This window comes from Demequina capsici (assembly GCF_032102965.1).
GTDB lineage: Bacteria > Actinomycetota > Actinomycetes > Actinomycetales > Demequinaceae > Demequina > Demequina capsici.
Genome location: NZ_CP134880.1, coordinates 1,078,259 through 1,104,495 on the forward strand (window position 1 = coordinate 1,078,259; position 26,237 = coordinate 1,104,495).

At 70.6% G+C, this 26,237-nt stretch carries 22 protein-coding genes and 2 tRNA genes; 13 read left to right on the forward strand and 11 right to left on the reverse strand.

Annotated elements, in window-relative coordinates:
• Positions 1 to 2: 2 nt before the first annotated feature.
• Positions 3 to 1,337 (reverse strand): lipopolysaccharide biosynthesis protein, encoded by a 1,335-nt coding sequence (locus RN607_RS05180; RefSeq protein WP_313500542.1) that lies wholly within the window; start codon positions 1,335 to 1,337, stop codon positions 3 to 5.
• A 103-nt stretch (positions 1,338 to 1,440) separates the two neighbouring features.
• On the opposite strand from RN607_RS05180, the gene RN607_RS05185 reads away from it, so the two are divergent.
• Genes RN607_RS05185 through RN607_RS05195 form a run of 3 tightly spaced genes read left to right on the forward strand, consistent with a single transcriptional unit; the run spans position 1,441 to position 4,385 of the window.
• Positions 1,441 to 2,187 carry an HAD family hydrolase gene (locus RN607_RS05185; protein ID WP_313544815.1) on the forward strand — a complete coding sequence of 249 codons (747 nt, stop codon included), beginning with the start codon at positions 1,441 to 1,443 and terminating at the stop codon, positions 2,185 to 2,187.
• On the forward strand, positions 2,175 to 3,383 hold the full coding sequence (locus tag RN607_RS05190; RefSeq protein ID WP_313544818.1) for a hypothetical protein: 1,209 nt from the start codon (positions 2,175 to 2,177) through the stop codon (positions 3,381 to 3,383). The genes RN607_RS05185 and RN607_RS05190 overlap by 13 nt, the downstream gene beginning before the upstream one ends.
• Positions 3,384 to 3,392: 9 nt before the next feature.
• Positions 3,393 to 4,385 (forward strand): glycosyltransferase family 2 protein, encoded by a 993-nt coding sequence (locus tag RN607_RS05195; RefSeq protein ID WP_313544820.1) that lies wholly within the window; start codon positions 3,393 to 3,395, stop codon positions 4,383 to 4,385.
• A 4-nt stretch (positions 4,386 to 4,389) separates the two neighbouring features.
• Here RN607_RS05195 and RN607_RS05200 read toward each other — a convergent pair whose 3' ends face one another.
• The 5 genes from RN607_RS05200 to RN607_RS05220 all read right to left on the reverse strand — a co-directional run bounded on the left by RN607_RS05200 (position 4,390) and on the right by RN607_RS05220 (position 11,149).
• Complete coding sequence (locus RN607_RS05200) at positions 4,390 to 6,486, reverse strand: glycoside hydrolase family 16 protein (RefSeq protein ID WP_313544821.1); 2,097 nt, start codon at positions 6,484 to 6,486, stop codon at positions 4,390 to 4,392.
• A gap of 49 nt (positions 6,487 to 6,535) precedes the next feature.
• A complete protein-coding gene (locus tag RN607_RS05205; protein ID WP_313544823.1) occupies positions 6,536 to 7,435 on the reverse strand; it encodes a glycosyltransferase family 2 protein in 900 nt (299 codons plus the stop codon).
• On the reverse strand, positions 7,432 to 8,448 hold the full coding sequence (locus tag RN607_RS05210; protein ID WP_313500563.1) for a glycosyltransferase family 4 protein: 1,017 nt from the start codon (positions 8,446 to 8,448) through the stop codon (positions 7,432 to 7,434). Before RN607_RS05210 ends, RN607_RS05205 begins: the two co-directional genes overlap by 4 nt.
• Entirely contained in the window at positions 8,445 to 9,539 is a 1,095-nt protein-coding gene (locus RN607_RS05215) for a glycosyltransferase (RefSeq protein ID WP_313500566.1), read from the reverse strand. The genes RN607_RS05210 and RN607_RS05215 overlap by 4 nt, the downstream gene beginning before the upstream one ends.
• Before the next feature lie 161 nt (positions 9,540 to 9,700).
• On the reverse strand, positions 9,701 to 11,149 hold the full coding sequence (locus RN607_RS05220) for a Wzz/FepE/Etk N-terminal domain-containing protein (RefSeq protein ID WP_313544824.1): 1,449 nt from the start codon (positions 11,147 to 11,149) through the stop codon (positions 9,701 to 9,703).
• 100 nt (positions 11,150 to 11,249) lie between these two features.
• Here RN607_RS05220 and RN607_RS05225 point away from each other — a divergent pair, with 100 nt between their 5' ends.
• The 4 genes from RN607_RS05225 (at position 11,250) to RN607_RS05240 (ending at position 16,318) form a co-directional block, all read left to right on the forward strand.
• Complete coding sequence (locus RN607_RS05225; RefSeq protein ID WP_313500572.1) at positions 11,250 to 12,626, forward strand: hypothetical protein; 1,377 nt, start codon at positions 11,250 to 11,252, stop codon at positions 12,624 to 12,626.
• Between the two features lie 110 nt (positions 12,627 to 12,736).
• Complete coding sequence (locus RN607_RS05230) at positions 12,737 to 14,296, forward strand: sugar transferase (protein ID WP_313500574.1); 1,560 nt, start codon at positions 12,737 to 12,739, stop codon at positions 14,294 to 14,296.
• Positions 14,297 to 14,511: 215 nt separating this feature from the next.
• Positions 14,512 to 14,844, forward strand: coding sequence for a hypothetical protein (locus tag RN607_RS05235; protein ID WP_313500576.1), 333 nt, complete (start codon positions 14,512 to 14,514; stop codon positions 14,842 to 14,844).
• Positions 14,845 to 15,034: 190 nt separating this feature from the next.
• Positions 15,035 to 16,318 carry a deoxyguanosinetriphosphate triphosphohydrolase gene (locus RN607_RS05240; RefSeq protein ID WP_313544825.1) on the forward strand — a complete coding sequence of 428 codons (1,284 nt, stop codon included), beginning with the start codon at positions 15,035 to 15,037 and terminating at the stop codon, positions 16,316 to 16,318.
• 15 nt (positions 16,319 to 16,333) lie between these two features.
• Here the strand turns inward: RN607_RS05240 and RN607_RS05245 are convergent, their stop codons facing one another.
• From RN607_RS05245 to RN607_RS05255, 3 genes are read right to left on the reverse strand one after another with little or no spacing between them, the layout of a single operon-like run.
• Positions 16,334 to 16,753 (reverse strand): hypothetical protein, encoded by a 420-nt coding sequence (locus RN607_RS05245; RefSeq protein ID WP_313500581.1) that lies wholly within the window; start codon positions 16,751 to 16,753, stop codon positions 16,334 to 16,336.
• Entirely contained in the window at positions 16,750 to 17,169 is a 420-nt protein-coding gene (locus RN607_RS05250) for a hypothetical protein (protein ID WP_313544827.1), read from the reverse strand. The genes RN607_RS05245 and RN607_RS05250 overlap by 4 nt, the downstream gene beginning before the upstream one ends.
• Complete coding sequence (locus tag RN607_RS05255) at positions 17,169 to 17,621, reverse strand: DUF6941 family protein (protein ID WP_313500585.1); 453 nt, start codon at positions 17,619 to 17,621, stop codon at positions 17,169 to 17,171. The genes RN607_RS05250 and RN607_RS05255 overlap by 1 nt, the downstream gene beginning before the upstream one ends.
• Before the next feature lie 118 nt (positions 17,622 to 17,739).
• Here RN607_RS05255 and dnaG point away from each other — a divergent pair, with 118 nt between their 5' ends.
• From dnaG to phnE (RN607_RS05280), 5 genes are all read left to right on the forward strand, one after another.
• Complete coding sequence (dnaG, locus tag RN607_RS05260) at positions 17,740 to 19,728, forward strand: DNA primase (RefSeq protein ID WP_313544829.1); 1,989 nt, start codon at positions 17,740 to 17,742, stop codon at positions 19,726 to 19,728.
• 199 nt (positions 19,729 to 19,927) lie between these two features.
• Positions 19,928 to 20,956 carry a phosphate/phosphite/phosphonate ABC transporter substrate-binding protein gene (gene phnD, locus RN607_RS05265; protein WP_313500590.1) on the forward strand — a complete coding sequence of 343 codons (1,029 nt, stop codon included), beginning with the start codon at positions 19,928 to 19,930 and terminating at the stop codon, positions 20,954 to 20,956.
• A gap of 97 nt (positions 20,957 to 21,053) precedes the next feature.
• Positions 21,054 to 21,824, forward strand: a complete 771-nt coding sequence (phnC, locus tag RN607_RS05270; protein ID WP_313500594.1) for a phosphonate ABC transporter ATP-binding protein — start codon at positions 21,054 to 21,056, stop codon at positions 21,822 to 21,824.
• A complete protein-coding gene (gene phnE / locus RN607_RS05275) occupies positions 21,821 to 22,627 on the forward strand; it encodes a phosphonate ABC transporter, permease protein PhnE (protein ID WP_313544831.1) in 807 nt (268 codons plus the stop codon). The genes phnC and phnE (RN607_RS05275) overlap by 4 nt, the downstream gene beginning before the upstream one ends.
• A complete protein-coding gene (gene phnE, locus RN607_RS05280) occupies positions 22,624 to 23,505 on the forward strand; it encodes a phosphonate ABC transporter, permease protein PhnE (RefSeq protein ID WP_313544833.1) in 882 nt (293 codons plus the stop codon). The genes phnE (RN607_RS05275) and phnE (RN607_RS05280) overlap by 4 nt, the downstream gene beginning before the upstream one ends.
• A gap of 78 nt (positions 23,506 to 23,583) precedes the next feature.
• Here the strand turns inward: phnE (RN607_RS05280) and RN607_RS05285 are convergent.
• Positions 23,584 to 23,657: transfer RNA gene (locus RN607_RS05285), tRNA-Ile, on the reverse strand.
• Between the two features lie 153 nt (positions 23,658 to 23,810).
• Here RN607_RS05285 and RN607_RS05290 point away from each other — a divergent pair.
• Positions 23,811 to 23,883: transfer RNA gene (locus RN607_RS05290), tRNA-Asn, on the forward strand.
• 63 nt (positions 23,884 to 23,946) lie between these two features.
• On the opposite strand, the gene RN607_RS05295 is transcribed toward RN607_RS05290, so the two are convergent.
• Entirely contained in the window at positions 23,947 to 26,076 is a 2,130-nt protein-coding gene (locus tag RN607_RS05295; RefSeq protein ID WP_313544835.1) for a hypothetical protein, read from the reverse strand.
• Positions 26,077 to 26,237: the final 161 nt, after the last annotated feature.

A 26,237-nucleotide genomic window follows, 5' to 3' on the forward strand; every position in this document is an offset into this window, starting at 1 on the left:
GGTCAGCGGCGCACGATCGCGACGCCGCGGCGCGCGGAGGTGGCCGCCAGGTCCCATGCTCGCGCGACGTCGGAACGCCCGATCAGGACGAACCTCCACGGTGAGACGCCGATGACGCGTCCTGAGACATTCGTCATGTAGATCGTCTGCACGGTGTTGCTGATGACGCTGGTCCACGCGGCGCCCCATGCGCCGAAGTGCGGCACGAGCAGCACGAAGGCGGTGAGGTTGGCGACGAGCGTCACCACGAGACCGAGGCTCTTCAGCGCGGGCCGCCCCCATGAGCTGAGCCCCGTCGACGACATCAGGCCGGGGACGAGGATGCAGGCGGCGAGCAGCAGCACGATCGTCGGACCGAGCGCATCGGTGAACTCGTCGCCGAACATCGGGGCGATCCACCACGGCAGCGTGACCGCGAACGCGGCGGATCCGACGATCGCCAGAAGCGTCGTCAGTCGCGCGGTGTCGGTGATCCTGCTCGCGACCCGATCCCGGCTGCCCACGGAGAACAGCGCTCCCTGGATCGCGACGACCACGACGAGCGGAAGGTCGGAGATGGTCGACGCGACCGAGTACAGGCCCAGGTCGTGGGCGGTGGACAGCGGCACCATGAGCAACGGCGCGAGCCGCGACAGGGTCATCGATGCGACCGAGCCCCACCAGGCGCGGACCCCGTACCCGAACAGAGGGCCGACGGTGCCCGTCTCCTCGACGTCCTTGTCCATGTCGGTGGGCGGTGGTGCGGCGACCACGATGTACACGACCCCCGCGAGCACCGGCAGGCCGACGTTGACGACGACGGCGGTGAACACCGTCAGCGTGCCTGTGGCGAAGAGCGCGCCGAAGGCGATCACGCGGCCCGCCGTGATGATGAGCCGCTCGAGCGCGATGTAGCGCCACATCTGGCGACCCGTCGCCGCTCCGCGCAGCACCCCGATGACGAGCGCGGGGATCGTCGACACGCTCGCGATCATGATGAGCCGTGCGAGCTCGGAGTCGCCCCCGGAGAGGAAGGGCAGCAGCGCGCCTGTCGCCACGGTCACGACGATCCCGAGCAAGACGGTCGCCGCCGCGGCCCACGCGACCGTGGGTCGGGTGATGCTCGGGCGACGTGCCAGGTGGAACGTCAGCGACTGCGGCAGGCCGATGGTGGCGAGGTTGAGCATCAGCGCGGACGGCGCGAGGGCCGCCGCGAGGATTCCGCGGCCCTCGGCGCCCAGGCCGTGCGCGAGGATCGGGGCGGTGACCAGGCCCGCGGCCGGCACCAGGAAGCTCGTCGCGGTCATGAGGACTGCGGCGCGGCGAAAGCTCGGTTCCCGCTGCGAGACGGCTGTCACGCCTCCACAGTAGGGGGCCTCGTTGATTCGTCATAGTGTTTTCGCCCTGTTCGCGGCTAGCATGACCCGCAAGAGGGGTTCGACACATCCCACGGAGGTGGCCGTGAGCGTCGAGGTGCTGAGGGGGTCGTCGCATGCGGCGTCCGTGAAGGTGGTGTCGTACGACATCTTCGACACGGTGCTGCTCCGGGACGGATCCAGCCAGACGGCGCGGCTCGCACAGGCGGCGGTGCGCGCGGCGGCCACGCTCGGCGTCGAGCCGCGAAGCCTGCTCACGCTCCGGCGGTGGTCCCAGGCGAACGCGTATCGCGCGGTCGACATGGAACGGCCCGACGGCGAGGCCAGGATCGCGGCGATCTGCCGCGCGGCCACCGCCCCGCTCGGACTGGGGCCCGAGGCCGCGGAGGTGCTGCTCTCCACCGAGCTGGACGTGGACGCGGAGCACCTGAGCCCCCGGCCCGGCATCCTCGCGATGGTCGCGGACGCGCGAGCCGCAGGCAGACGGGTGATCGCGGTCACCGACACCTGGTACTCGGCGGAGCACGTGGCCGAGCTGCTCACACGCGTCGCAGGCGCGCAGCCGTTCGACCACGTGTACACCAGCGCCGACCTCCAGGCCACGAAGAGGTCAGGGTCGGCCTTCGTCGCGGTCGCCAGCGTCGAGGGCTGCCCACCGGGCGAGATGCTGCACGTGGGGGACTCCCGGGACGCGGACCACGACAACGCGGTGGCTGCGGCGTGGCAGGCCGTCCACCTGCCGCGATCGCGACGGCACGCGCTCACGCGGCTCGTCGGCAAGGCGCTCGCGGCGCCCACCTACGCGAGGGGACGACGCCGGTGGCCGAGCTGACACCCGAGCAGTTCGGACGATCGATCGTCGGTCCCGTCGTCGCCGAGTTCTCGCTGAGGCTGTGGAACCTCGCCAGCCTGATCGACCGCCCAGGGTCCACCGCCATGCTGTTCTGCGCGAGGGGCGGCCTACGCATGCTGACCGCGTACGAGCGGCTGACCTCCGCCCTGGGGCTCGAGGCGCCGGTCAGGGCGGTTCCCGTGATGGCCACCAGGCTCGCGACGATCCGGCCCGCGATCGCGCCGGCGGTGCGCGGCGAGCGGCCGCTCGGTCCCGAGACGGCCGGGACCCTGGCGCGGGAGTTCGGCGGATTCACCACCGATCGGGCGGTCGGGGCGCTCGCGGGCGTCCCGCTCGACCCTCGCACGCCCGGCGCCGACGCGCCGGCCACCCCTGACGGCATCCTCGCGGCGCTCGCGGCGCGCGGCGGCGCGGCGGCGCGGGCCGAGCTGCTGTTCCAGTCCGACCGTTTCGCCAGGCATCTTGACGGCGTGCTCGCGGGCGCCGAGCATGCGATGTTCGTGGACACGGGGCTCAACGGCACGATCGTCAGGATCGTGCCCGAGGGCTTCCCGCAGCTGCGCGTCTCTCAAGCGCAGTTCGCGCGGCATGTCTGGACCACGGCGTCGTCAGGGGACATCCCCGCGCATGGCCTGATCGAGCACTCTCGCGGTTATGCGCCGTGGCGCCGCCGGGCGGCGGTGCTGCGCTACTGGCAGTTCTTCGAGTGGCTCTTCGAACCCGACCTGCCCAGCGTCTCCCGGTTCGACGAGCGGGATGGCGTGATCGTGTCCAACCTCGAGCAGGTGGAAGGCTGGCAGGAGCGTGCGCTCCCGCGCGACGACGAGATGTTCGCGGGCGTGCTGGCCTACCTGGACGGCCTCGTCGGGTCCACCGCACGCCGGGTCCTCGACGACATCCCGGACGCGTGGCGCGCACTCGAGCGTGCCATCGTGTGGCCGGACAGGGCGGCGGCGCGGATGCTCGACATCGGCGTGCGGTACGAGGACTTCGGCAAGAACGACCAGATCGCGCAATGGCGCGCACCCACGCCGCTCTCCGCGCTGCTGCGGCCCGGGCTGTGGCGCGAGGGCGAGGTGGCCGAGGCCACGGGAGCCCTGCGTCTGCCGCTGCTCGCCACGATCCAGCTCGGGTACGGCCTCCGGTCGGCCGGGGCGTTCTTCCAGGAACGTTGAGGAGGCGGCATGCGGCGGCTGAGCATCATCATCCCGAACTACAACTACGGCAGGTTCGTGGCGCAGGCGATCGAGAGCGCGCTCGCCGTCGACTGGCCCGACGTCGAGGTGATCGTGGTCGACGACGGATCGACGGACGACTCGCGTGAGCAGATCGCCGCATATGCCGACCACATCACCGTGATCCACCAGGACAACGCCGGACCGCGCGTCGCATGCAACACGGGCTTCGCGTCGTCCACAGGCGACGCGGTCGTCTTCCTCGACTCTGACGATCTCCTTGAGCCGACCATCGCGCGGGAGAGCGCTCGCGTGTGGGGTCACGCCGTGAGCAAGGTGCAGTTCCCGATGCTGCGGATCGACGGCGAAGGCGTGCCCGTCGGCACCAGCTTCCCTCGCTTCGGCACGGCGCCCACGCCCGACCAGATCCGCGGATGGATGCGTGCGACGGGGGAGTACCCGACGCCGCCGGGTTCAGGGAACGTCTACGCCAGGTCCTTCCTGGAGCGGCTCTTCCCGCTGGGCGATCGGTGCGGAGGCTCGAGCGACTCGTCGTGCCTCGCGGCGGCGCCCTACCTTGGCGACGTGATCACGCTGACCGAGCCGCAGGCCAGGTATCGCCTTCACGGCGACAACAGAAGCTACGTGCTGACCGATCCCGCCCGCTTCTCGCTGCGGGTGGAACGGGCCGTGCAGCGCCACCAGTTCGCGCTCGAGGTCTCCGGCAACGAGGCAGACGGGCTGGCGCCGCTGTTCCGAGGACGTCATCTGCTGCAGCTGCGCGTGGCCGGTCGACGCCTGCGTCCCGATGATCGCCCGCTGCCGGGCGACTCGGCGGCGCGGATGCTCAGGGATGCGCTCACGTCGCCCTTCGCCCCCGGCCCCGACGGGGTGGCGCACCGCGTGCTCGTGTCGACATGGTCGCTCGCGACGCTGACCGCGCCCGGGCCCGTCGCCCGCCGGTTGATCGACCGCCGCTTCCGTCAGCCGGTCGCGGGCTGACCGGTCACGTGTAGGCCCGTACCCAGTCGACGTACATCTCGACGTCGTCGCCCGTCGCCTGCAGGTTGACCGGCCAGCCGCCGCCCGCTGCGAGGTTGATCAGGAAGAAGTACGGCAGCGAGTCTCGATCGAGGCCGTCATGCGACGCCACCAGCTGCCCGTCGATGTACATGTCGGCGCCGTTCGGTCGGATCAGCACGCCGTAGGTGTGCCACGTGAGCGCCCAGTCCTGCGTGTCCCCGCCGTCGCGGCAGACGGTGTCAGGCGACGGGATCTGCGAGTCCCAGTTGTGGATCGTGTGGCACGTGCCGGTCGGGTCGTGGCCGTACAGCTCGACGGCGTCGACCTCGCCGGAGCCTTGTCCGGGCAGGCGCGCGCTCTCCGTATCGAGCATCCAGAACGCGGGCCACGTGCCGGCGCCTGCAGGCGCGAGGATCCGCGCCTCGAAGTACCCGTACTGGGCGGAGAACCCCGACGAGCCGATGCGCGCGGACGACATCAGGCCTCCCAGGTACGTCCGGTCCCATCCGTACGGGTCGGTGCGCGCGCCCAGGTCCTGCAGGATGATGCGCAGGTATCCGCCGTCGAGGCTCGTCAGGGAGTCGGTGCCCCAAGCGGGATCTGCGAGCACCGCGTCGGAGAACTCAGAGCCGGAGTCTCCCGCCGGCTTCGTGGCCGCATAGCGGGCGTCCACGCCGTCCTCGGTGATCGAGAGCGGCTCTGAGAAATCGTCCTCGTAGCGCAAGGTCATGCCCGGGGGCACAGCGCTCGCCGCCGTCCCGTCCGCGCCCGACTCGTTGTACAGCTGGACGTAGAGAGGGTTGCGTGCCGAGGCGGTCGTGAGCTTGACAGCCATCGGTCCGTGCAGCAGGGGCGACGCGTCGAAGGTGAGCACCGCGACGCCGTCGGCGTCGGCAGCCTGCGATGCGATGATCTCGACGTCGCCCGATCCGGGCACGTACGCGGTGGCGGTGACCGTCGAGGCGGCCTGCGCCGTGACGACGACCGTCGCCTGGCCGCTGATCGTGGTGCCGGTCGCGGGGCACACGAGCGCGAGCTCGGAGCCGGTGGACGTGCCCACCGGCGGGGTGGACGGGTCGCACTCGCTCGGGGAGGTCGGATGCGACTCGAGACCGCTCTGCGTCGGCCACTGCGGCGGTGTCGTGGCCGAGTCGACCGCGGCGAGCTCGCCCAGCGATCCGCCTCCGTCGAGCTCGAGTCGCATCCAGGTGACGGTGCGCGGTGGGAACGCGATGGTCGTGAGCGGGTCTGCGCCCGAGGTGACGCCGCTGACCGCGAGCGTGCTGCCGTCGCTGAAGACCAGCGTTCCATGCACCGAACCCTCGGCTCCGTCGGCACCGACGATCTGCACGGCCGCGATCGACGTCGCCGAGGTCCATGTGATCCCTGCCCAGGGTGTCGCGTCGTCCGCAGCGGGCGTCCATGAGTCGCCGACCGCTCCTGAGGCGACGTCGCCGTCGGTGAGCGCCGTGGCCGACGAGCCCGCCGCGGTGCTGGACGCGATCGGAGCGGCGTGGCCTGCCGCGAGCGTGCTCCCGGCGTCGTCGAACGCGATCGCGCGCAGCGACACGGAGGCATCGGGAGTGGCGCTGTCGACGAACCTGACCGTGGCGGTGGTCGCGGTCACGGCGGGGATGTCGACGGACACGTTGCCCTGCGCGTCAGGGGTCACCCAGTACGACCCTCCCGTGTCGAAGTACACGACCGCGGCGGTGTAGGCGTGCGCAGGTCCGCCGGCCCCGTCGATGCGGATGTGGTCGATCTGGCGCGCTTTGCTCCAGGCGACGGTCACCCAGGAGCCCTTCGCGGGGCCGTCGGAACGCCACGTCTCATCGCCCACATGCCAGGCCGACGCGTCGGGCGACGCACCCGCCTCGATCGGGGAGACATCGGTCGCAGGCGGCTCCGCGACCGAGTCCGCCACGCTGAGCAGCTCGGCAGCGGACGTGCCCGGCGTGGACGACGAGGCCGTGACGGTGGCGGGCGGATCCACCTGGACGTGCGTGGCGAGCCAGACGCCGACGATCGCGGCGACCACGACCGCGACGATCACGGCGGGCAGGCGGGTCACTCGGCGCATCGGCGACCGCCTTCCACTGGACGCGGGTCGCGCGAGCGCGCTGCCAGGCTCATAGGGAGGTGATCCTCTCAGGGGTGATCCGCCCGCGCAGCACGTCGCCGAGCGCGAGGCCGTTGCCCCGCAGGCGCTCGCGGCGCCAGTCCGCCTGCGGTCCCCCCACGGAGGCGGCCACGTTCTTCGCGATGGGGCGGAACAACTCCCACGTCGCGAGCCACCGGGGGAAGCTCCCCGCGCGCTGCAGGTAGACGGGGTTCATGAGCTGCGAGTAGCCCAGGCGGACGTGGTTGGTGCGCCCTCCTGAGGCCGCACCTCTGTGAACGATCACGCAGTCGTCGACGTGGGCGAGCGGGCCGTGGCGCATGAGGCGCCGTGCGAAGTCGTGGTCCTCGAGCCACGAGTACAGCGGCAGGCGCGGATCGAACTCGATGTCCGGCACAGCGGAGCGACGGAAGGCGAAGTTCGCGCCGAAGAGGGTGCGTCCTGCGCGGAAGGCGCCGGTCAGCGGCTCGTGCTCGGACTCGGCGACCAGGCGATCGGCCTCGGCGAGGTCCACCTCGCCGTAGGTGCGGCTGGCGGCGCCGTCCAGCAGGACGCGCCCTGTGAGGCCTACATGCTCCGGATGCGCAGCGAAGAAAGCGAGCCCCTGCTCCAGATAGTCGCGCCGCACGATCGCGTCGTCGTCGAAGAAGAAGACGACGTCCGCGTCGGGCCCGAGCGCCGCGAGGCCGGCATTGCGTTGGGCGGCCAGGCCACGGGTCCCGGTCACGACCGTCCACCCGCTGTCGAGGTCGGGCGGCAGGCTCGCCTCGTCCGGCACCGACACGACCCGTGCGACCGGGCTCACGGTCTGGTGCGCGAGACGCGAGGTGAGGTCCGAGAGCAGCGCGGGCCGACCCGCGGACGCGAGCACGATGCCGGCATGGAGCCGCGTCGACGTCGTGGCGTTCATCGGCCCGCCACTTCGCTGCACACCTCGGCGACCGTGCGCGCGGAGGCGTCCCAGTCGAAGCGCGTGAGGTCGATGGTCAACGGCGGGATGTCACCCCTGATTGCGGCGCGCAGCCCGTCGGCCACGGACTCCGGCACGGTGGGATCGACGTACACGGCGCCGTCGCCGCAGATCCATCGGAAGACAGGGATGTCGGAGACCACGAGCGCGGGTGCGCCAGCAGCGGCCGCCTCCACGAGCGGAAGGCCGAAGCCCTCCGCGAGCGACGGGAAGACCACGGCCCTCGCCCCGGCGTACAGCGCACGGAGATCGTCGTCGGAGACGTAGCCGGTGAACACCGTCTCCTGCGGCCAGTCGATCTGCTGATCCCTGTAGATCGACGCGCTGCCCCCGACGACGACGAGCGGGCATCGGCGGCGGGCGGCCTCGGGCAGGGAACTGTAGGCGTCGGCGAGAGTGGGCAGGTTCTTGCGCGGGTCCATGCTGCCCACGGCGAGCAGGTACTCGCCGTGGGCGAGCCCGTGCGAGGCGGGCGCCGCAGACCCGTGCGTGCGGTCCGCGAAGACGGTGCTGGGAGCGTTCGGCGCGATGACGATCGTGCCGCTGAACCTCTCACGGACGGCCTGCGCGGTGGGCTCGCTGACGGCGATGACGGCGCGCGCGGCGCGCAGCTGGGCCCGGAGCGCAGGGGCGTGCGTCAGGATGTAGCGACGCGAGTACCACTCGGGGTTCGTGAGCACGAAGAGGTCGTGCACCACCAGCACCTGCCGACGTGCGAACGGCGCGCGCGCGGTGAGCGACAGCAGCACGCTTCCCCGGGCAGAGCGGGGGAGTCGGAGCAGCGTCCACGCCCACTCGCGTGCGGCGGACCCGGCCCAGCGCCCTGCAGGCGCGTGCTCCCCGAACCCGTCGAGCGTGCCCAGCCGGTCGGCGATCTCGGTGGCGTACCTCTGCTGACCTGTGATGCGCTGCGGTCGGAACGCTCCGTTGACCACGATGGTCCTCGGCGTCATGCTCCCACCCACTCTCGGATCTCGGTCGCGAAGCGCGCCTGGGAGAACCGCTGCGCATGCGCCAGCCTGTCCTCGAGCGAGGTCGCCGTCGCGCGCTCGACCGCGGCCTTGACGGAGGCGGGGGACTCGAACCCGCACAGGGCTCCCGTGACGCCGTCCACGACGGACTCGGTGGTGCCTCCGACATCGCGCGCCACGACGGGCGCTCCGGCGGCCATCGCCTCGACAGGCATGATGCCGAAGTCCTCGACCGCGGGGAAGACGTACACGGCTGCTCGTCGGAACAGGGCCCAGAGCAGGGCGTTCGAAGGTGAGATCACGAACGTCACAGGGACCGTCGCCTGGTCGGCGAGCGCCTGCAGGCGTGGCAGCTCAGGCCCGCGCCCGGCGAGCACGACCGGCATGTCGCACGCCTCTCCCGCGCGGATGACGGTGTCGAGCTCCTTGTACGGGATGAAGCGCGACGCGCCGAGCATGAACTGGTCGGGGAGGCCGTCGAGGATCCTGGCCTCGTCGTCATCGAGCGTCGGCGCCCAGTCGCGCGATTGGATGCGCTCGACGTCGACGGGTGGATGGATCACGCGTGCGGGAACGCCCCATGTGCGCGCGATCCGCTCCTGGACGAACGCGCTGTTCGCGGCGAGCCGCGCTCCCGCGAGCGCCCTGCGCCGGTCGGTGCCCTTGAGCGTGGCCGCGACGGCGCGCACGGCGAGGTTCGATCCACGGCCGTCGAGCTCGGGGGTCCAGACGTACCGCGCGGGGGTGTGGACGTAGACGAATCGGGGCATGTCGGGCCGGCCGAAGTCGACGTGGTGCGCGAAGGCGTGGGAGCTGATGAGCGCCCAGTCGTAGTCCGGTCCCCGCTGCGTGCGCCACGCGAGCGGCATCAGCGGCAGTGCGAGCGCCTTGCTCCTGCGGAGCGGGGTGCGGGCCAGCCAGGTCTCTCGGAGGCGGGACGCCTCGAAGCGCCCGTCGGAGTCGTCCCAGAGGCACAGCATGTCCTCGTCCGGGTAGATCCTGGACATCGCCTCGAAGACGTTCTCGCTGCCCCCTGCGCGAGCCAGCCATTCATGCACCAGTACGCCACGCATGTCACCCACCCCTCGCAAGCGGGTGCAGGTGGCTCGAGCTCGACGGACGCAGGCGCGTCCGTACTACCGGAGAGGCACCTGCGCCCCGTCTGGATGATTGGTCACCAACGTACAGACGGGGCTTGCGCGTGGCAAGAGCCGCGGCGGTGCCGATGCGGAGGTCAGGCGCGTTCGCCGACCTCCTGGCTTGTCGAGGCAGGCAGCTCGTCGGCGGGCTCGTGCTCGAAGAGGGGCGTCGTGTCCACCGGGTCGTCGACGACGAGAGGCGGTGGCTCGACCCGTCGTCGCCTGGTCGCGGCGACGGTGCGCGCCAGCATGCCTGGGCGGGCGTGCACCGCCAGCACCCCGTCCACCTTCGCGTTGACGGCCGCCAGCCCGCGCAGACGTGCTGCGAGGTCGGGCGAGGTGTCGTGTCCGAGCGTCGCGGTCACGAGGACGCAGTCCATGGACGACGACACGGTGACGGCGTCGGGCCGGGTGGCGAGTGCGGGCGCGTTCACCACGACGGCGTCGTAGCGTCCCACCGCCCAGCGCAGCAACGCACCGAGCGCGGGCCGCGCGAGCAGGTCGCCGGCGCTCTCGTCGCTGTGGCCGGCCGCCATCACCCACAGCGCCGCGACCGGAGTCTCGGCGACTGCGCGAGGGCCCTTGATCGCACCTGCGAGCACCTCGAGCGCGCCTGCCTGCGGGTGCATGCCCCAGAGGCGTCCCGCCAGGTCGGCGTCAACGTCCAGATCGATCAGGAGCGTGCGCTTCCCGCCGCGCGCCAGCGACACGGCAAGGCTCGCCACGACGCCGCCGTCATGGCGACCGCCCGTGAGCGGCGCGAGCATGACGCTGCCGCCGGATTCTGGCAGCAGCGAGAGCACAGTGGTCCTCAGCGACTGGTAGGCGATCGTGACCGCGTCATCCTGGAGCCCGGCATCCATCAACGACCGGCTGCCGTGAGGCACCGTGCCGAGCACGATGGCACCGGCCTCAGTCGCGTCGTCGGCAGTGCGGAGGCGGCGGTCGGTCGCGTACCTGGCGATGGCGATCGCGAGCCCGACCGCCACGCCCATCAGGATCGCGACGACCATGACGCCCTTCGCGTCGGGAGACACGGGGGCACCCGGCGTGGCGGGAGCGCTCAACACCTCGATCCGGAGCGTGGGCGCGCCCGCGGCGTTCGTGCCGCCTACGGTGCTCGGCACGGTGAGCCGGGTGGCATCGGAGACGGCGGCGGCCATCGCGACCGCGACGTCGGGGTCGGACGCGGACACCGTCACGGTGAGCAGCCCCGTGCCGGTCTGGGTCGCGGTGGAGACGTGCTCAGCGAGCTCGGCGGCGGTGACGGTGTCGCCGAGCGCGCGCGCGGCGGGCTCCAGCACGACGGACGACCTCACCACGGCGGCCGCCGTCGACGCCATCGAGGCCGCATAGGTCGCGCCGGACGCCGCGTCGGGGATCTCCAGCGGATCGTTCGCCGCGATCACCAGGCGTGCCGTCGCCTCGTAGACGACCGGCGCCGACGACAGGTAGACGGCGCCGATGACCGCGCCTGCCACCGCGGACAGCAGCAGCACGTACCAGCTCCGCATGATCGCTCGCGAATAGTCCTGCAACTCCATCGACTGCCTCCAGACGTGGAAGGGAGATCACCACCGGCATTACCACAGCGAATTGCGAAGATCTATGTCGGAATTCTTAGACGCAGGGTACTTTACGGGAATGACGCTCCTCACGATCGGCTCTGTGCTGCTGATCGTGTACGGGCTCGTGTCGCGCAGGTACGACCGTGCGCTCGCGTGGGGCGGCGTGACCTCCGCCGGCGCGGCGCTCGTGCTCGGGCCTGTCGCGGTCCCGACCTTCTACGCGGTCGCGGTCGGACTCGTCGCGGTGCTGGGGGTGAACCGTCTGGCGAGCCGACGTCGCCCGAGAACCTCCCTGCTCGAGGGTGTGCCAGGGGCGAGCCTGCTGCTCGCATTCGTGGTGTGGGCCGTGCTGGTGACCTTCACCGCTCCGTTCATGTTCCCTGGCCTCGCCACGGTCACCGCGTCGTCCGCGCCGCTCGAGCCTGGTCGGCTCACCACGTCGAATATCGCGCAGATGCTGTACCTGGCGCTCAGCGTCGCGATCGTCGTCATGTTCGCGCACACCGCAGGGGTGGGACCGCAGACCATCGGGCTGCTGCTGACGGCATCGGTGCTTCTGTCATTCTGGCGATTCCTGGGCCTCAACCTGGGAATCCCGTTCCCTTATGGTGTGCTGGACAATTCCCCGGCATTCGCCTACATCGAGACGGCACCGGGCGGGGCGCTGCGATTCCGAGGCATCTATCCCGAGCCCGCCGCGCTCGCGACCGTCGCGGCCGCCTCGGCGGTCTACTCGGTGTCCGCGGCCTTCCAGGTGCGTGGGCTGCGCCGGCTGGGTCACCTGCTGGTGGCAGGGATCGCCATCCAGCTCGGCATCGTGTCGACGTCGACCACGTTCCTCGTGGTCGGCATGGGGATGCTCGCGCTGTTCGCCGTGGTCGCCGTCGCGGACTTCCTGCGCGGACGTGTCGCCCTGCCTCCCGCCGGCGCCTACGCGCTGCTCGTCACGGGCCTCGCGGCGCTGTGGTTCGTTCCGCTCCTGTACCGCTTCGTGCAGGAGGCGCTGTCGGTGAAGATCGACTCGGACTCGTACGACGCCCGTTCCGGCACCGATGCAGCCTCCTACCAGGTGTTCCTCGACACCTACGGGTGGGGCGTGGGACTAGGGAGCGGACGCGCGTCGTCGCTGATACCCACGGTGCTGAGCACGGTCGGCTTCGTGGGGGCCGTGCTGCTGGTCGCGGCGCTCGCGGCGGTCGTGATCCCTGCGCTGCGCGTACGGCGAGCCCGGCCGGTGCTCTGGGTGCTCGCCACTGTCGCACTGTCCGGCATGGTCTCGGGGCCCGACCTGACGCCCCCCAGCGGCCTCCTGTGGCTGTGCGTGGGAGTGCTCGCGCGGATCGTCGTCGAGCAGCGCGCGCTCGACGCCGCCGCGTCGGCGGCCGGTCCAGCGCTGGATCGTCCGGCGCAGATCGAGGGCGCGAGGCACCGCTCGCATGCGACGCCCGCCTGAGATCGCCTCTCGCGCACGGGCGGGAGCACGTCGGAGGCTCGCAAGATTTCACACGGACGACACATTCGACGGCTACCATCGGTCACGCACCATCTGTCATTGACAAGTCAATGAGAAGCCTCTCCGGCGCCCGGCGTCGCGAGACGACCGACTGGGGGGTCGGGCAGATGACCGAGGGAGAATCCCTCCTCGCGCGAGGGATCGAGGACGGGGACGCCGAGTTCGCTCCGCGGTCGCCCGAACCTGACTGGCGCCGTGCGCACGCCCAGCGACTGGTCCTGAGCGACGTCGCCGCGCTGCTGTGGGTGGTGGTCGGCACGCAGATCGTCCTCATCGGTGGAGCGAGCTTCGACGGGGGCAGCATCGCGGGCCGTCAGATCTGGTTCGTGTTCGGATTCCCGTTGGCCCTCGTGGCGGTGTGGCACGTGGCGCTCGAGCTCACGGACACCCGGAGCGACCGGGTGCTGGGCTGGGGCGGTCTCGAGTACCAGGGCGTGCTCGACGCGACGCTGCTGGTGTTCGGATCCGTCGCGACCGTCGCCTACGTCTTCGACGTCGAGTCGGTGAAGCCGTTCCTGTTCGTCGCGATGCCAGGCGGGCTGGTGATGCTGCTGGCCGAGCGGTGGCTGTGGCGGCAGTGGCTCCTGATCAAGCGGCGGGCGGGCGAGCTGAGCGCGACCGTCCTCCTCATCGGCTCTGCGCCGTCGGTGCGCCAGGTCGCCACCGAGCTTGCGCGGACGCCCGCTGCGGGCTACCGGGTGGTGGGCGCCTGCATCCCGGGCGGCAGGGTCGGAGAGGAGGTGGCGGGCACGGGGATCCCCGTGATGGGAGGTGCCGACGCCGTCGAGGAGATCGCGTCAGGCACCGGTGCGGACACGGTCATCATCACCAGTGCCGACGTCCTGGCGCCTGACAAGGTGCAGGAGATCTCCTGGGGCCTGGAGCCTGCCACGCAGCGGTTGGTGCTGGCGCCGAGCCTCGTGGGAGTCGCGGGCACGCGGATCCACACCCGTGCGATCGCAGGCATGCCGTTGCTGCATGTCGAGACGCCGCAGCTGTCGCCCGCCGACCGTGTCACGAAGCGGGCGTTCGACGTGGCGGCGTCGGCGGCGCTGGTGCTCGTCGCCTCACCGTTGCTGCTGGGGCTGGCGCTTGCGGTGAGGCTCACAAGTCCTGGGCCCGTGCTGTACCGCTCTCAACGGATCGGCCTGCGCGGTGAGCCGTTCCCGATGCTGAAGTTCCGGTCGATGCGGGTGGGCGCGGACCTGGAGCTCGCGGACCTGCTGCGCGAGCAGGGGACGTCGGAGACACCGCTGTTCAAGGTGCACGACGACCCGCGGATCACGCCGCTCGGACGGTTCATGCGGAAGTACTCGCTGGACGAGCTTCCGCAGCTGCTCAACGTCGTGGCGGGCTCGATGAGCCTCGTCGGGCCGCGACCCCAGATCGCCGCGGAGGTGGCGATGTACTCGGACTCGGCTCGCCGCCGGCTGCTCACGCGGCCCGGCCTGACGGGGCTGTGGCAGGTCAGCGGCAGGTCCTCCCTCGGATGGGACGATGCGGTGCGCCTCGACCTCTTCTATGTGGAGAACTGGTCGCTGCTCGGCGACGTCGGGATCCTGGCCCGCACGGTCAAGGCGGTCGTGCTGCCAGGGGAGACGGCGCACTAGGGACCTCCCGCGCACGGGTCCACGTGCACACCGCGGAGTTAACCTACTTGTTACCTTGGCGCATTCTGGCCCACATCTCCCGTGGTTAGTGTGAGAAATGTCACAACGGGAGCGGTGGCTCCGTTCCCGGACGGGCCGACCGGGGGGTCGGCCGCGAGGGGCGCATCGTACCGCACGATCTCGGGTGACCAGGAGTGCTGCGAGGGGCGGACACCATGGCATTGACATCATCGGACACACGGATCGGCCTGCGGCTGTTCGGCGGCGCGGGGCTGGTCGTCGGCTATGCCGCGTTCGGCATGCCTGCGGTCCTCACGTCGACCTGGGGAGTGATCGGGCGGTCGGCCGCCACGGGCGCCCACAGCGACGGCTTCGCGATCTTCATGATCTGGCTGGGGCTAGGGGTCGTGGGTCTCGGCGCGGCGGTCGCCGCGCTGCTGATCGCGGCACGGCGCCAGCACGCGGCCCGCACGCCTGGCCGGGTGCAGGCGAGCCCTGCCGGTCTGCGCTCACCGTCGGCATCGCCGCGCGAGGCAGCCGCGCACTGAGTGCGCGGGCTCGCGCGCAAGCGTGCCTCCGGAGGCGATCTTCGAGGACCAGCATCACCCCGAGCGTCGCACCCGTCGAGCAGCACGGCCGGCCCGCCCGGGAACAATCCCTCTGCTTCCCGGGCGGGTCGCGCTGCCTTCCCCGAGGCACTCAGGACCTCGCCCGGCGCATGACCGATAGCATCGGGCTGTGAGCGACGTCAGCACGGGCTACACCGAGTCCGACAAGGAACGGCTGGTACCTGAGCCCGCGAAGACCGCGAACCGCACGTCGTTCGCCCGCGATCGCGCACGCATCGTCCATTCGAGCGCCCTGCGACGGCTCGGTGCGAAGACCCAGATCCTGGGCGCAGGCAGCGGCGACTTCGTGCGCACCAGGCTCACCCACTCGCTCGAGGTGGCGCAGGTGGGCCGTGAGCTCGGCAAGGCGCTGGGATGCGATCCCGACGTCGTGGACGCCGCGTGCCTCGCGCACGACCTCGGCCACCCGCCCTTCGGCCACAACGGCGAGCGGGCGCTGGACGAGGCGATCCGCCACGCCGGCGGCTTCGAGGGCAACGCCCAGACGCTCAGGGTCCTCACCCGGCTCGAGCCGAAGACCATCCACCCGGAGACGGGGGAGAGCATCGGGCTCAACCTGACCCGTGCCGTGCTCGATGCGACGGTGAAGTATCCGTGGGGCGAGCAGGAGCTTCGGCTCGACGCGCACGGCCGACCCATCCGCAAGTTCAACGTCTACGAGGACGATCGGCCGGTCTACGACTGGCTGCGCGGCAACGCGCCGGAGCGCCAGCCCAGCTTCGAGGCACAGGTGATGGACCTCGCGGACGACATCTCGTACTCGGTGCACGACGTCGAGGACTCCGTGGTCCACAACGGTGTCTCGCTGTCGGTGATGCGGGACCCGGGCGTCGCCAGGGAGGTCGCCGCGCGCGCCCGCGAGTGGTACGGCTGGGAGGACGAGCAGAGCCTGCTCGACGCGCTCGACCGGCTGCGCGCGTCCGGATGGTGGGCGGACGAGTACGACGGTTCCCGGCGTGCGCTCGCGGCGCTCAAGGACATGACCAGCCAGCTGATCGGGCGCATGTGCGACGCGACGATCGCGGCTACCCGTGCAGCGCACGGCGACGGGCCGCTCACCAGGTACAACGCCCGGCTGGTGCTGCCGTCGCAGACCCATGCGGAGATCGTGCTGCTGAAGGGCATCGCCGTGCACTTCCTGATGGCGCCTCGTGAGGCGTCTCCGTCCTATGCGAAGCAGAGGCGCGTCCTCAAGCAGCTGGTGTCGGCCCTCGCCGACCGGGGTCCAGAGGCGTTCGAGCCGCAGTTCGGCGCGGACTACAGCGCCGCGTCCGACGATGCGGGAAGGCTCCGCGCCGCGGTGGACCAGGTCGCCTCGCTCACCGACAAGTCGGCGTACGACTGGCATCACCGTTTCGTGGTGAGCCCCCGCCGCTCGCGCGGCGAGCGCTGAGCGACGCGACGGCTCTCAGGGGGCGGCGGGCCCGGCGATCGGCTCGACCCGGCGGGCTCGCACGAGCGTGACGAGCGCGGCGAGCGGAAGCAGCAGCGGCACCCATCCGTAGGCCGAGCCGAAGCCGGTCCACACCGTCTCGTCCGGCCACCATGACGACTCGAGGAAGCCGAGCGCGCCGACGATCAGCACGCCGATCAGCTCGACGGCCGAGCCGATCAGCGCGATGCGGCGCCAGCCGCGCCACAGCGCGACGGCGATGACCCCGTAGAGCACCGCGGACACCGCGGAGATCGAGTAGGGCAGCGGAGCCTCCGCGAACTTGGTGGCGATCTGGTACGACGCGCGGCCCGTCGCAGCCAGGCACAGCACGGCGTACACGGCGATCAGGCTGATGCGGGCGACGGGGTTCATGACGCGGCGCTCGGGGGTCACGCTGCCTCCAGGATCATGTCGAGGCGCCACGCGACCACGGCGATCGCGAGCCCGATCACCACCGCGGCGATGGCGTCGAGCCGGACGATCTGGTCGGGGCGCAGCACAGGGCGGTCGGGGTCGACGGGCTCGCCGGGTGCGGGCGGCTCGCCGAGCCGTCCGATGCCGAGCAGGGGCAGGAGCGCCACGGAGGCGAGCAGGTAGCCGACCGTGATCACGATCCCTGCCGGCACGCCGTTCACGAGCGCGGCGATCACGCCGATCGCCTGGATCGCGGTCGCCACCCACGCGACGCTCACCACCACCTTGAGGACGCGATGCGCGCCGCTGGCAAGAAGGGTCACGACGCCGACCGCCACGAGCACGGCCGCGACGATCAGCACCGTCGGGTAGACGATGCCGGAGTACAGCTCCATCAGGCCTGAGGCGCCTGCTGCACGCGCATGGCGAGGCGCGCGGCCTCCTCGCCGTCGATGGAGAGGACCCACGAGAACATGCCCGGCTCGGTGAAGCGCAGGCCGTCGAACGGGAAGGCGAACGGGGCCACCTGCTCGTCGCCGTCGACGAGCTGGACCGGGCGGCCGAGCGTGAACTCACCGCCGACTCCGTGCACGGGCACGGGCTTGCCGTCCTCGCCCATGCGCAGGCCGATCGCGTGGTCCTTGCCGTCCTCGGTCACCAGCTTGACCTCGAACCTGTGCGGCTCGTTCGTCGCGGTGAACGGCACGTGGACCGTCGCGGCGAGCGTGAGGCGGCGGTGGACCGCGGGGAAGCTGCGGACGTTGATGACGTTCCAGCCGGCGCCCAGGGCGTAGATCTTGCCCTGCACGACCTCGGCGGAGTCGCACAGGAAGGCGTTGACGCGCACGGGGGTGTCCTTTCGTCGGTGACCGCGCTCAAGCCTACCCATCCCTGCGGGTGGTGCACGGCTGCGGTGCGGTGCGGCGGCGCGGACGGGTGCCCGCGGCGCCGGTATCGTGAGCCACGTGGCGGGCACTATCAACAGGGACGACATCGCAGTGGTCCGTGAACGCGCGCCCATCGAGGACATCGTCGGGCAGCACGTCGCGCTGAAGCCCGCCGGCGTCGGCTCCCTCAAGGGGTTGTGCCCGTTCCACGACGAGCGCAGCCCGTCGTTCCATGTGCGCCCGCAGGCCGGGCGCTGGCACTGCTTCGGGTGCGGCGAGGGCGGTGACGTCATCGAGTTCGTGATGCGCATGGACGGGCTCTCGTTCGTGGATGCGGTCGAGTATCTGGCGGAACGCGCCGGCGTGACGCTGCGGTACGAGGCGGGCGGCGCCCCTCGCAAGGAAGGCACGCAGGGGCAGCGCAAGCGCCTGCTCGATGCGCACCGGGTGGCCGCGGAGTTCTTCGTGGCGCAGCTGGGCTCGCCGGAGGCGAAGGTCGGACGCGACTTCCTGACGGAGCGCGGCTTCGGGCGGGAGGCTGCGGCGCAGTTCGGCGTCGGCTACGCCCCCCAAGGCTGGCAGGCGCTCACGGAGCACCTGCGGCGCAACGGCTTCACCGAGGCGGAGCTGCGTCTGTCGGGCCTGGTGTCCGAGGGTGCGCGCCGCATCTACGACCGCTTCCGCGGTCGCTTGGTGTGGCCGATCAGGGAGGTCACGGGCGACGTCATCGGCTTCGGCGCCCGCCGCCTCTACGACGACGACCAGGGACCCAAGTACCTCAACACCCCTGAGACTCCGCTCTACAAGAAGGCGCAGGTGCTGTACGGCCTGGACCTCGCCAAGGGCGCGATCCGCTCCGACCGCACCGTCGTGGTGGTCGAGGGCTACACGGACGTGATGGCCTGCCATCTGGCGGGCGTCACGAACGCGGTCGCGACCTGCGGCACCGCGTTCGGCGAGGAGCACGTCAAGGTGGTGCGGCGCCTCATGGGAGACACGGGTGGCGCGCAGCTGAAGGTCGGCTCGACCGGCTCCAAGGTGATCTTCACCTTCGACGGCGATGAGGCGGGTCAGAACGCGGCGCTCAAGGCGTTCTCGCTCGACCAGCAGTTCCTGGCGCAGACGTTCGTGGCGGTGGACGCCCAGGGTCAGGATCCGTGCGAGATCCGTCAGCATCGGGGGGACGACGCGGTCCGCGCGCTGATGGAGGCCCGGATCCCGCTCTTCGAGTTCGTGATCCGCACCACGCTCGCGAGCCACGACCTGAACACCGCCGAGGGCAGGGTGGCGGCGCTGCGTGCGTCGGCGCCGGTCGTCGCGGGCATCCGCGACCGCGTGCTGCAGCCCGAGTACGCACGGCGGCTCGCGGGCTGGCTGGGAATGGACGTCCAGGCGGTGCGCGACTCGGTCGGTCAGGCGGCGAGGTCAGGTGCTGGGCGCGCGGCTCCGGCGCCGTCGAGGCAGGCGCCGCCGCGCCAGGGGAGCGCCGCCGGGCGCGGCACCGCCCAGCAGCCGTCCCAGTCCGGGTACGACGACGGGCCGCCGCCCATGGACCCCGAGACGGGCGCGGTCATGCAGGTGGTGGCCGGGCCGGCACGGCCTCAGCGGCGCGATCCCGTGGTGCGCATGGAGGCGCTGTCGCTCGGCGTGCTCCTGCAGCTCGGGGGTGCGATCTCGCGCAGCTCGGTGGCGATGAGCGTCTATGCCGACCTGGCGGGGGACGCGTTCACGGTGCCGCAGTACCGAGCGGTCTTCGAGGCGATCATGGCGGCGGGAGGTCCTTCCGCGTCACCGGACTGGGTGGACGCGGTGGTCGAGCAGGCGGGCCCGACGCTCGCCGCGACCATCTCCGAGCTCGCCGTGACACCGCTGCCGCACGACGGCGGCGACGACGGCCCTTACGCCGCCTCGGTCCTCGCGCGCCTGCTCGACCTGGTGCTCACCCGGCGGATCGCGGACCTGCGAGGCGCGATGCAGCGCGCCGGCGAGGGCACCGACGCGGCGCACGAGGCCTTCGCGGGCCTGATCGCGCTCGAGGCCCGCCGACGGGCGCTTCGCGACGAGTGACCCGGGCCCGTCTGGACGCATCGTCCACGATTCGGCACCGTTTTGGACACGATTCGGTGAAGGCCAGGTAACCGTCACGTTAATTCTGGGCTGGTCTGTCCGAATCCGACTCTCCGTCGGTTAGCGTCGAAGGGTCGCCCAGCGACTGCCGCTGCCCGGGGGGGTTGCGAGCATTTCGATGAGATGCAGAGGTAGAAAAGTGATCCAGTTCCCCAAGCGCTACGCGTTGCCGGCCCTTGTCGGCGCGTCCGCGCTGCTCCTTGCCGCGTGCTCCTCGAGCGGCGACGCAGAGTCCTCGGACTCCGCGACCGCGACCATGTCGGCTGACGCGGGCTCGGACCTCCCTGACACGCTGACCCTCGCGCTCGTGCCGTCCGACGACGTCAACCAGATCACCACCGACGGCGAGGCGCTCGCGACCGTGCTGTCCGACCAGCTCGGCGTGGACGTGAAGGTGTTCGTGCCCGACAGCTACAACGCCGTCGTCGTCGCCCTTCAGACCGGTCAGGCCGACATCGGCTTCCTCGGCCCGATCGCGATGTGGCAGGCGCACGAGGAGGCGAACGCCTCGATCGTGCTGCAGTCCGTCCGCTACGGCTCCTCGGAGTACGTCGGCCAGTGGCTCACCAACGACCCCGACACCTACTGCCTCGACGACGTCACCACGGAGACGGACGACTCGGGCGTCGAGTACTCGTACTGCAACGGCGCGACCGGCGGCTCGGGCCCCGCAGGCGCCGACGCGCTCGCGCTCATCCCTGAGGACGCCTCGATCTCGTGGGTCGACGCGACCTCCGCCTCGGGCTACTACTTCCCGGCCACGCAGCTCGCGGGCATCCTCGGCATCGACGACCCGTCGTCCGCGTTCCCGAACGGCTTCTTCGCGGGTGGGCACCCGCAGTCGGTCCAGGCCGTGTACGACGGCAGCGCCAGCATCGGCGTGTCGTACAACGATGCGCGCTCGAACCTCGCGGAGGAGTTCCCGGACGTCGGCACCAAGGTCGTGGTGTTCGCGTACACCGAGAACATCCCGAACGACGGCGTCGTGGTCTCCGGCGACCTCAGCCAGTCCGCCCAGGACGAGATCACCCAGGCGCTGCTCGACGTGGCCGCCACCGACGACGGCGCGGCCGCGCTGAGCGCCGTGTACGACATCGACGGGCTCGAGGCCGCGAACCAGGACGCGTTCTCCGGCATCGTGGCGTCGACCTACGCCAACTTCGGCTGAGAGGCCGCGTAGGCAGTCGAGTTCCGTCAAGGACACCCGCACCGGCGGTCGGCCGTATGGCTGGCCGCCGGTGCCATTCCCCTGGTAGGCAGAGAACATGATCGAGCTCAAGGGCGTCACCGTCCGCTATCCCAACGGCGTGGTCGGCCTCGACGACGTCTCCCTCACGATCCCCGACGGTCAGTTCGTGGTGGTCGTCGGTCTGTCAGGAGCAGGCAAGTCGACCCTGATCAGGACGATCAACGGACTGGTGCCGGTCACCGAGGGCAGCCTGGTCGTCAACGGCGTCGAGGTCGCAGGCGCGTCGAACCGCAAGCTGCGCGAGGTGCGCTCCGGCATCGGGATGATCTTCCAGTCCTTCAACCTCGTGAAGCGCACCTCCGTGATGAACAACGTGATGATCGGCCAGATGCACGACATCCCCCTGTGGAGGTCGTTCCTCGGCGCGTGGAGCGCGGAGGAGAAGGAGATCGCGTACCAGTCGCTCGAGCGCGTGGGCATCGTCGAGAAGGCGTGGACCAGGGCGTCGCAGCTCTCCGGCGGTCAGCAGCAGCGCGTGGCGATCGCGCGCGCGCTCGCCCAGGATCCGCAGGTGATGCTGGCCGACGAGCCCGTAGCCTCGCTCGACCCGCCCACCGCGCAGATGGTCATGAAGGACCTGCAGCGGATCAACCGCGACCTCAGCATCACGACTCTCGTGAACCTGCACTTCCTCGACCTCGCCCGACAGTTCGGCGACCGGGTCATCGGCATGCGTGGGGGAAAGGTCGTCTTCGACGGCACCGGCGTCGAGGCGGACGACAAGGTGTTCGAGGACATCTACGGACGCTCCCTCACCGCCGACGACGTGCTCCCGGGGCAGGCATGACGGTCGCGTCCGCGGTCCCCACCGCGGCGGTGCGACCACGGAAGCCCGCTCCGAGCCGTGGCCTCATCGTCGGGCTCGTCGTCGCGGTCCTCATCACGGCCTGGGCCGCATGGCAGATCGACTTCACGCTTGCGCCGCTGTTCACCGACTTCGCGAACGGCTGGGTGGTGGTCGAGCAGTTCCTGCACCCGCACTGGTCGTTCCTCACTGATTCGTGGGACGCATGGGTCGAGACCGTGTCGATCGCGATCATCGCCAGCTTCTTCGGGGTCGGGCTGGGGCTCGTGCTCGCGTACATGGCGTCGTCCGTCACGAACCGTGACGCCCGGCTGTACCGCGCCACCAAGTGGTTCCTGTCCGTGCTCCGGTCGCTGCCCGACGTCGCCTACGTGCTGATCTTCGTCGCGATCGTCGGCGTCGGATCGCTCGCCGGCATGCTCGCCCTGTTCGTGTTCAACATCGGCATCGCCGCCAAGCTGACGTCGGAGACGATCGACGCGGTCGACCCAGGTCCGCTCGAGGCGGCAGACGCATCCGGTGCAGGCACGTTCTCGCGTGCGCGGTGGGCCGTGCAGCCCCAGATCCTCCCTAACTTCCTCTCGTACGCGCTCTACGTGTTCGAGCTCAACATCCGCGCGTCGGTCGTCATCGGCTATGCCGGCGGTGGAGGCATCGGGCACCTGATCCAGGTGCAGTTCGCACGCTTCAACTACGAGAACGTGTCCGCCCTGGTGATCAGCATGTTCCTGGTGGTGCTCGTGATCGACCAGCTCTCGCAGTACCTGCGAAGGAGGCTCGTATGAGCACCGAGGCCACGACGCGTCCTCGCGTCGTCCGTCCCGCGGAGCCGAGCAAGATCCGCGCCACCGTCGGCGCGATCGTGCTGGTGCTCGTCGTGATCGCTGCCGGCCGCTTCTCCAACGCGGCATGGGGCAACCTGTCCGACCTGCTGACCGACGGGTGGAAGTACTTCTACCTGATGGTCAAGGGCGTGATGCAGAACCCGTTCTCGGATCCGTACAGCGGGTACTGGACCGAGGCGGTGAAGGGGATGCTCGAGTCGATCTCCATGGCGTGGATCGGCACCATGATCGGCGCGGTGCTCTCCGTGCCGCTCGGATTCCTCGCCGCCCGCAACGTTGCGCACCCTGTGGTCGTGCAGGTCACGCGCGTGTTCCTCAACATCGTGCGCACCATCCCCGAGCTGATCTTCGCGATCATCCTGCTGCTGCCCATCTTCGGCTTCGGCCCCAACGCGGGCGCGCTCGCGCTCGGCGTCGGCGCCATCGGCACGCTCGGCAAGCTGACCGCGGAGGCGCTCGAGGGCATCGACCCGGGGCCGGTGGAGGCTGCCCGCGCAGCGGGCGCATCGCACGGCGCGATCCTGCGTTGGACCTACTGGTCCCAGGTGCTGCCTGAGGTGCTCGCGTTCTGGCTCTACCGCTTCGAGATCAACATCCGCGCGTCCGCCATCCTGGGCGTCATCGGCGCGGGGGGCATCGGCGCGGTGCTGAACCAGGCGTTCCGGTATCGCGAGTGGGACTACATCGGCATCCTGCTGTTCGTGATCATCGTGGTGACCGTGCTCGTCGACACGATCTCCGGGGCGGTGCGTCACCGCATCATCGCGGGCACGGGAGTCACCGACAGGGACATCGTCACCGAACCCGTGGGGCTCTGAGATCCGAGCGGGAGTGATCGGCTGCACCGTTGGCTGCACGCAGGCGCGTGATTGCTTGGAATATCGGCGTTCCGCGGGTGGGCCAGGCGGGACTTGAACCCGCGACCGATGGATTATGAGTCCACTGCTCTAACCGGCTGAGCTACTGGCCCGTGGCGTGCGTCCGCGCGCGCCGCACACAGCCTAGCCGGAGCGCCTCCCGGAGCAGGTCACCGCGGCGTACGCGTCCCCGGCGTCACGCCTGCGCAGGGGAGGCGCAGGTGGTTCTTTCCGGCCTCAGGATCGTGTAGAGTCTTACCGCGCGATCCTCCGTAGCTCAATTGGCAGAGCAGCCGACTGTTAATCGGCAGGTTACTGGTTCGAGTCCAGTCGGGGGAGCGAAACGGGAAGGCCTCCCACCCGCGGAAACGCAGGTGGGAGGCCTTTTCGCTGCCCCGCGGGTCAGACCTGAGCGTGCTCGTCGTCGCGCTGGTGGCGGTGCTCCGGCAGGACGTGGAAGGCGAGCCAGGCCGCGATCGAGATCGCCGCGAACCCTGCCACGATCAGCACCCACATCAGCACCGGCTGCTGCGACTGGTCCCACGTCTCGCCCAGCGGCACGGCGATGAACACGAAGGCCGCCGCGGCCACGAAGTAGCTGGCCGCCCAGATCCGCTGATCCCAGTCGTGGAGCGCCTTGCCTTCCAGATAGTCGAACGGCAGCAGGCCCACGAGCAGGATCGTCAGGGCCTCGAGCGCGGTCGCCGCGAGCGTGTCCTCGGTGAGGCCCACCACGAAGTTGGTGTCATGCCCCAGGAACGTCTCGACGGCGGACAGGCCCAGCCAGGAGACGATGCCGAGTCCCAGGATGGTCGCAGCGCCGAACAGTGCGATACGTCCCTCGGCCTCCTTGGACTGCACCCGCGCCAGCGTGATGCCGACGACCAGACCGAACAGCAGGCTCGGCTCGATGTGCAGCCAGCGCGAGACGAGCACCGACACGGCGGCGATGATCATGCCGCCGGGCAGGGGGGACATCACGCCGTTGACGTCGAAGCGTCTGGCGGCGTACCCGAGCTTGAGCACGTTCACGACCACGTTGATCGCGTAGAGCGACAGGTACAGCGCCAGGAACGTGCGGATGGACCAGGCGTTGAATCCGAACTGGGGTTCGGAGAAGCCCAGGATGACGGCGCTCAGCGCCACTGAGACGGCGCTTCCGGCCCACGGGTTGTCGAGCCTGCTCGGCACGAACCTCCGCAGGCTGCGGGTGCGGCGACGCACTGGGGTGAGCCATCCGAACGCTCGGCCGTAGTTCTCGGTGAGGGTGTTCTGCAGCAGCTCGGCGGGCAGTGCCGCGAGCAGCACGAACGCGGCTGCCAGACCGCCCGCTGCGGCCACGGTCAACGGGGTGACGGTGAGGTCGCTCCAGGTGCGCAGCACGTCCGACAGGCGGTGGACCGTCAGCTCCGGCGGCACCGGCGTCAAGGTGACGGCAGGAGCGGGACCCTCGGCGAGCACGATGGTCTCCGTCTTCGCCGGCGCCACGATCACCGGCAGCGACGAGACCGAGGCGGAGATGCCGTCGGCCCTGAGCGTCGCGACCAGGTCATGCGCGCCCGCCTCCGTCGTGACCGGGAGCGTGAAGGGCGCGACCAGGCTGCCGGTGCCGTCGACCGTGGCCGAGACCAGGGAGACAGGCGTCGAGTGGATCTCCACGTCGACCTGAGCACCTTCGGGGAGCCCGGACGCGACGACGGACAGGTGCTCACCTGGCACGAGCGGGCGTCCGCCGATGTCGTTGCCGTCGGCGTCCACGATCGAGAACGACCATTCGATGGTAGGAGGCACCACCACCGCGGCATGGGTGGCGCGCGGGGTGCTCCTCGGCGTGGTGGTGCTCGTCGCCTGCGGGGCCGCAGCGGCGGCCGGAACCGCTGCGGGAGCGGCGGGCGGCGTGGTGGCCCGCGGCGCGGGTGCGGTGGTCTTCACCTCGGACTTGGGGGTGGACACCTCGCCCGTCTGCTCCGGCGTCTGGTCCACGACCGGGGGTGTCGTCTCGACCACGGGAGGCGTCGTCTCGATCACCGGCGGCGTGGCCGCGGGCAGGGCGACGATCAGCTGGCATGAGGTGGTCTCGACGGTCTTGCCGTTGCCAAGGTGATGGTCGAGCGTGACCTTGTACGTGCCGGACGCCAGGGGTGTGGCGAACGTGCAGCTCCATCCACCGTTGCCGGAGCTGGTCGCCGTGCAGCTCCTGCCGGTCATGTCATCGCCGGAGCTCGACGTGCCGGACACGACAAGGGTCAGCGTCGAGTCGCCGCCGGGGAAGCCGACGCCGGTGAGCGTGGGCGTCGCGGTGGTCACGGTGATGGGGCCGTGCGCCTTGAAGCGCGGAGCGGCGGAGGCCGCCTGCCCGGTATCGTCGGCCACCTTCGACTGTCCGGGAGGACTGCCGGGCGCATCGGCGCGGGCGACCGGGCTGGTGAGCACGGTGAGCGCGAATCCGAGCGCGAGCGTGAAGATCGCTGTCAGCGTCGCCGCGGCGATCGCGACGTTCCCCCTTCGACGCCAAAGTCGTGCAGGCGCCATCAGAGCCTCCCTCAGCGGGGTCTCGCGCGCCACCCGGGTGTGGACGCGACCGAGCTCCCTCTCTGAGCACAATAATGTGACGCATCTCACATTGCCACAGGAAAAGCGGAAGTTTACCTCCGCGTAATACTTCGAGTGTCCCGTCCGCCCGGTGCTAGCGT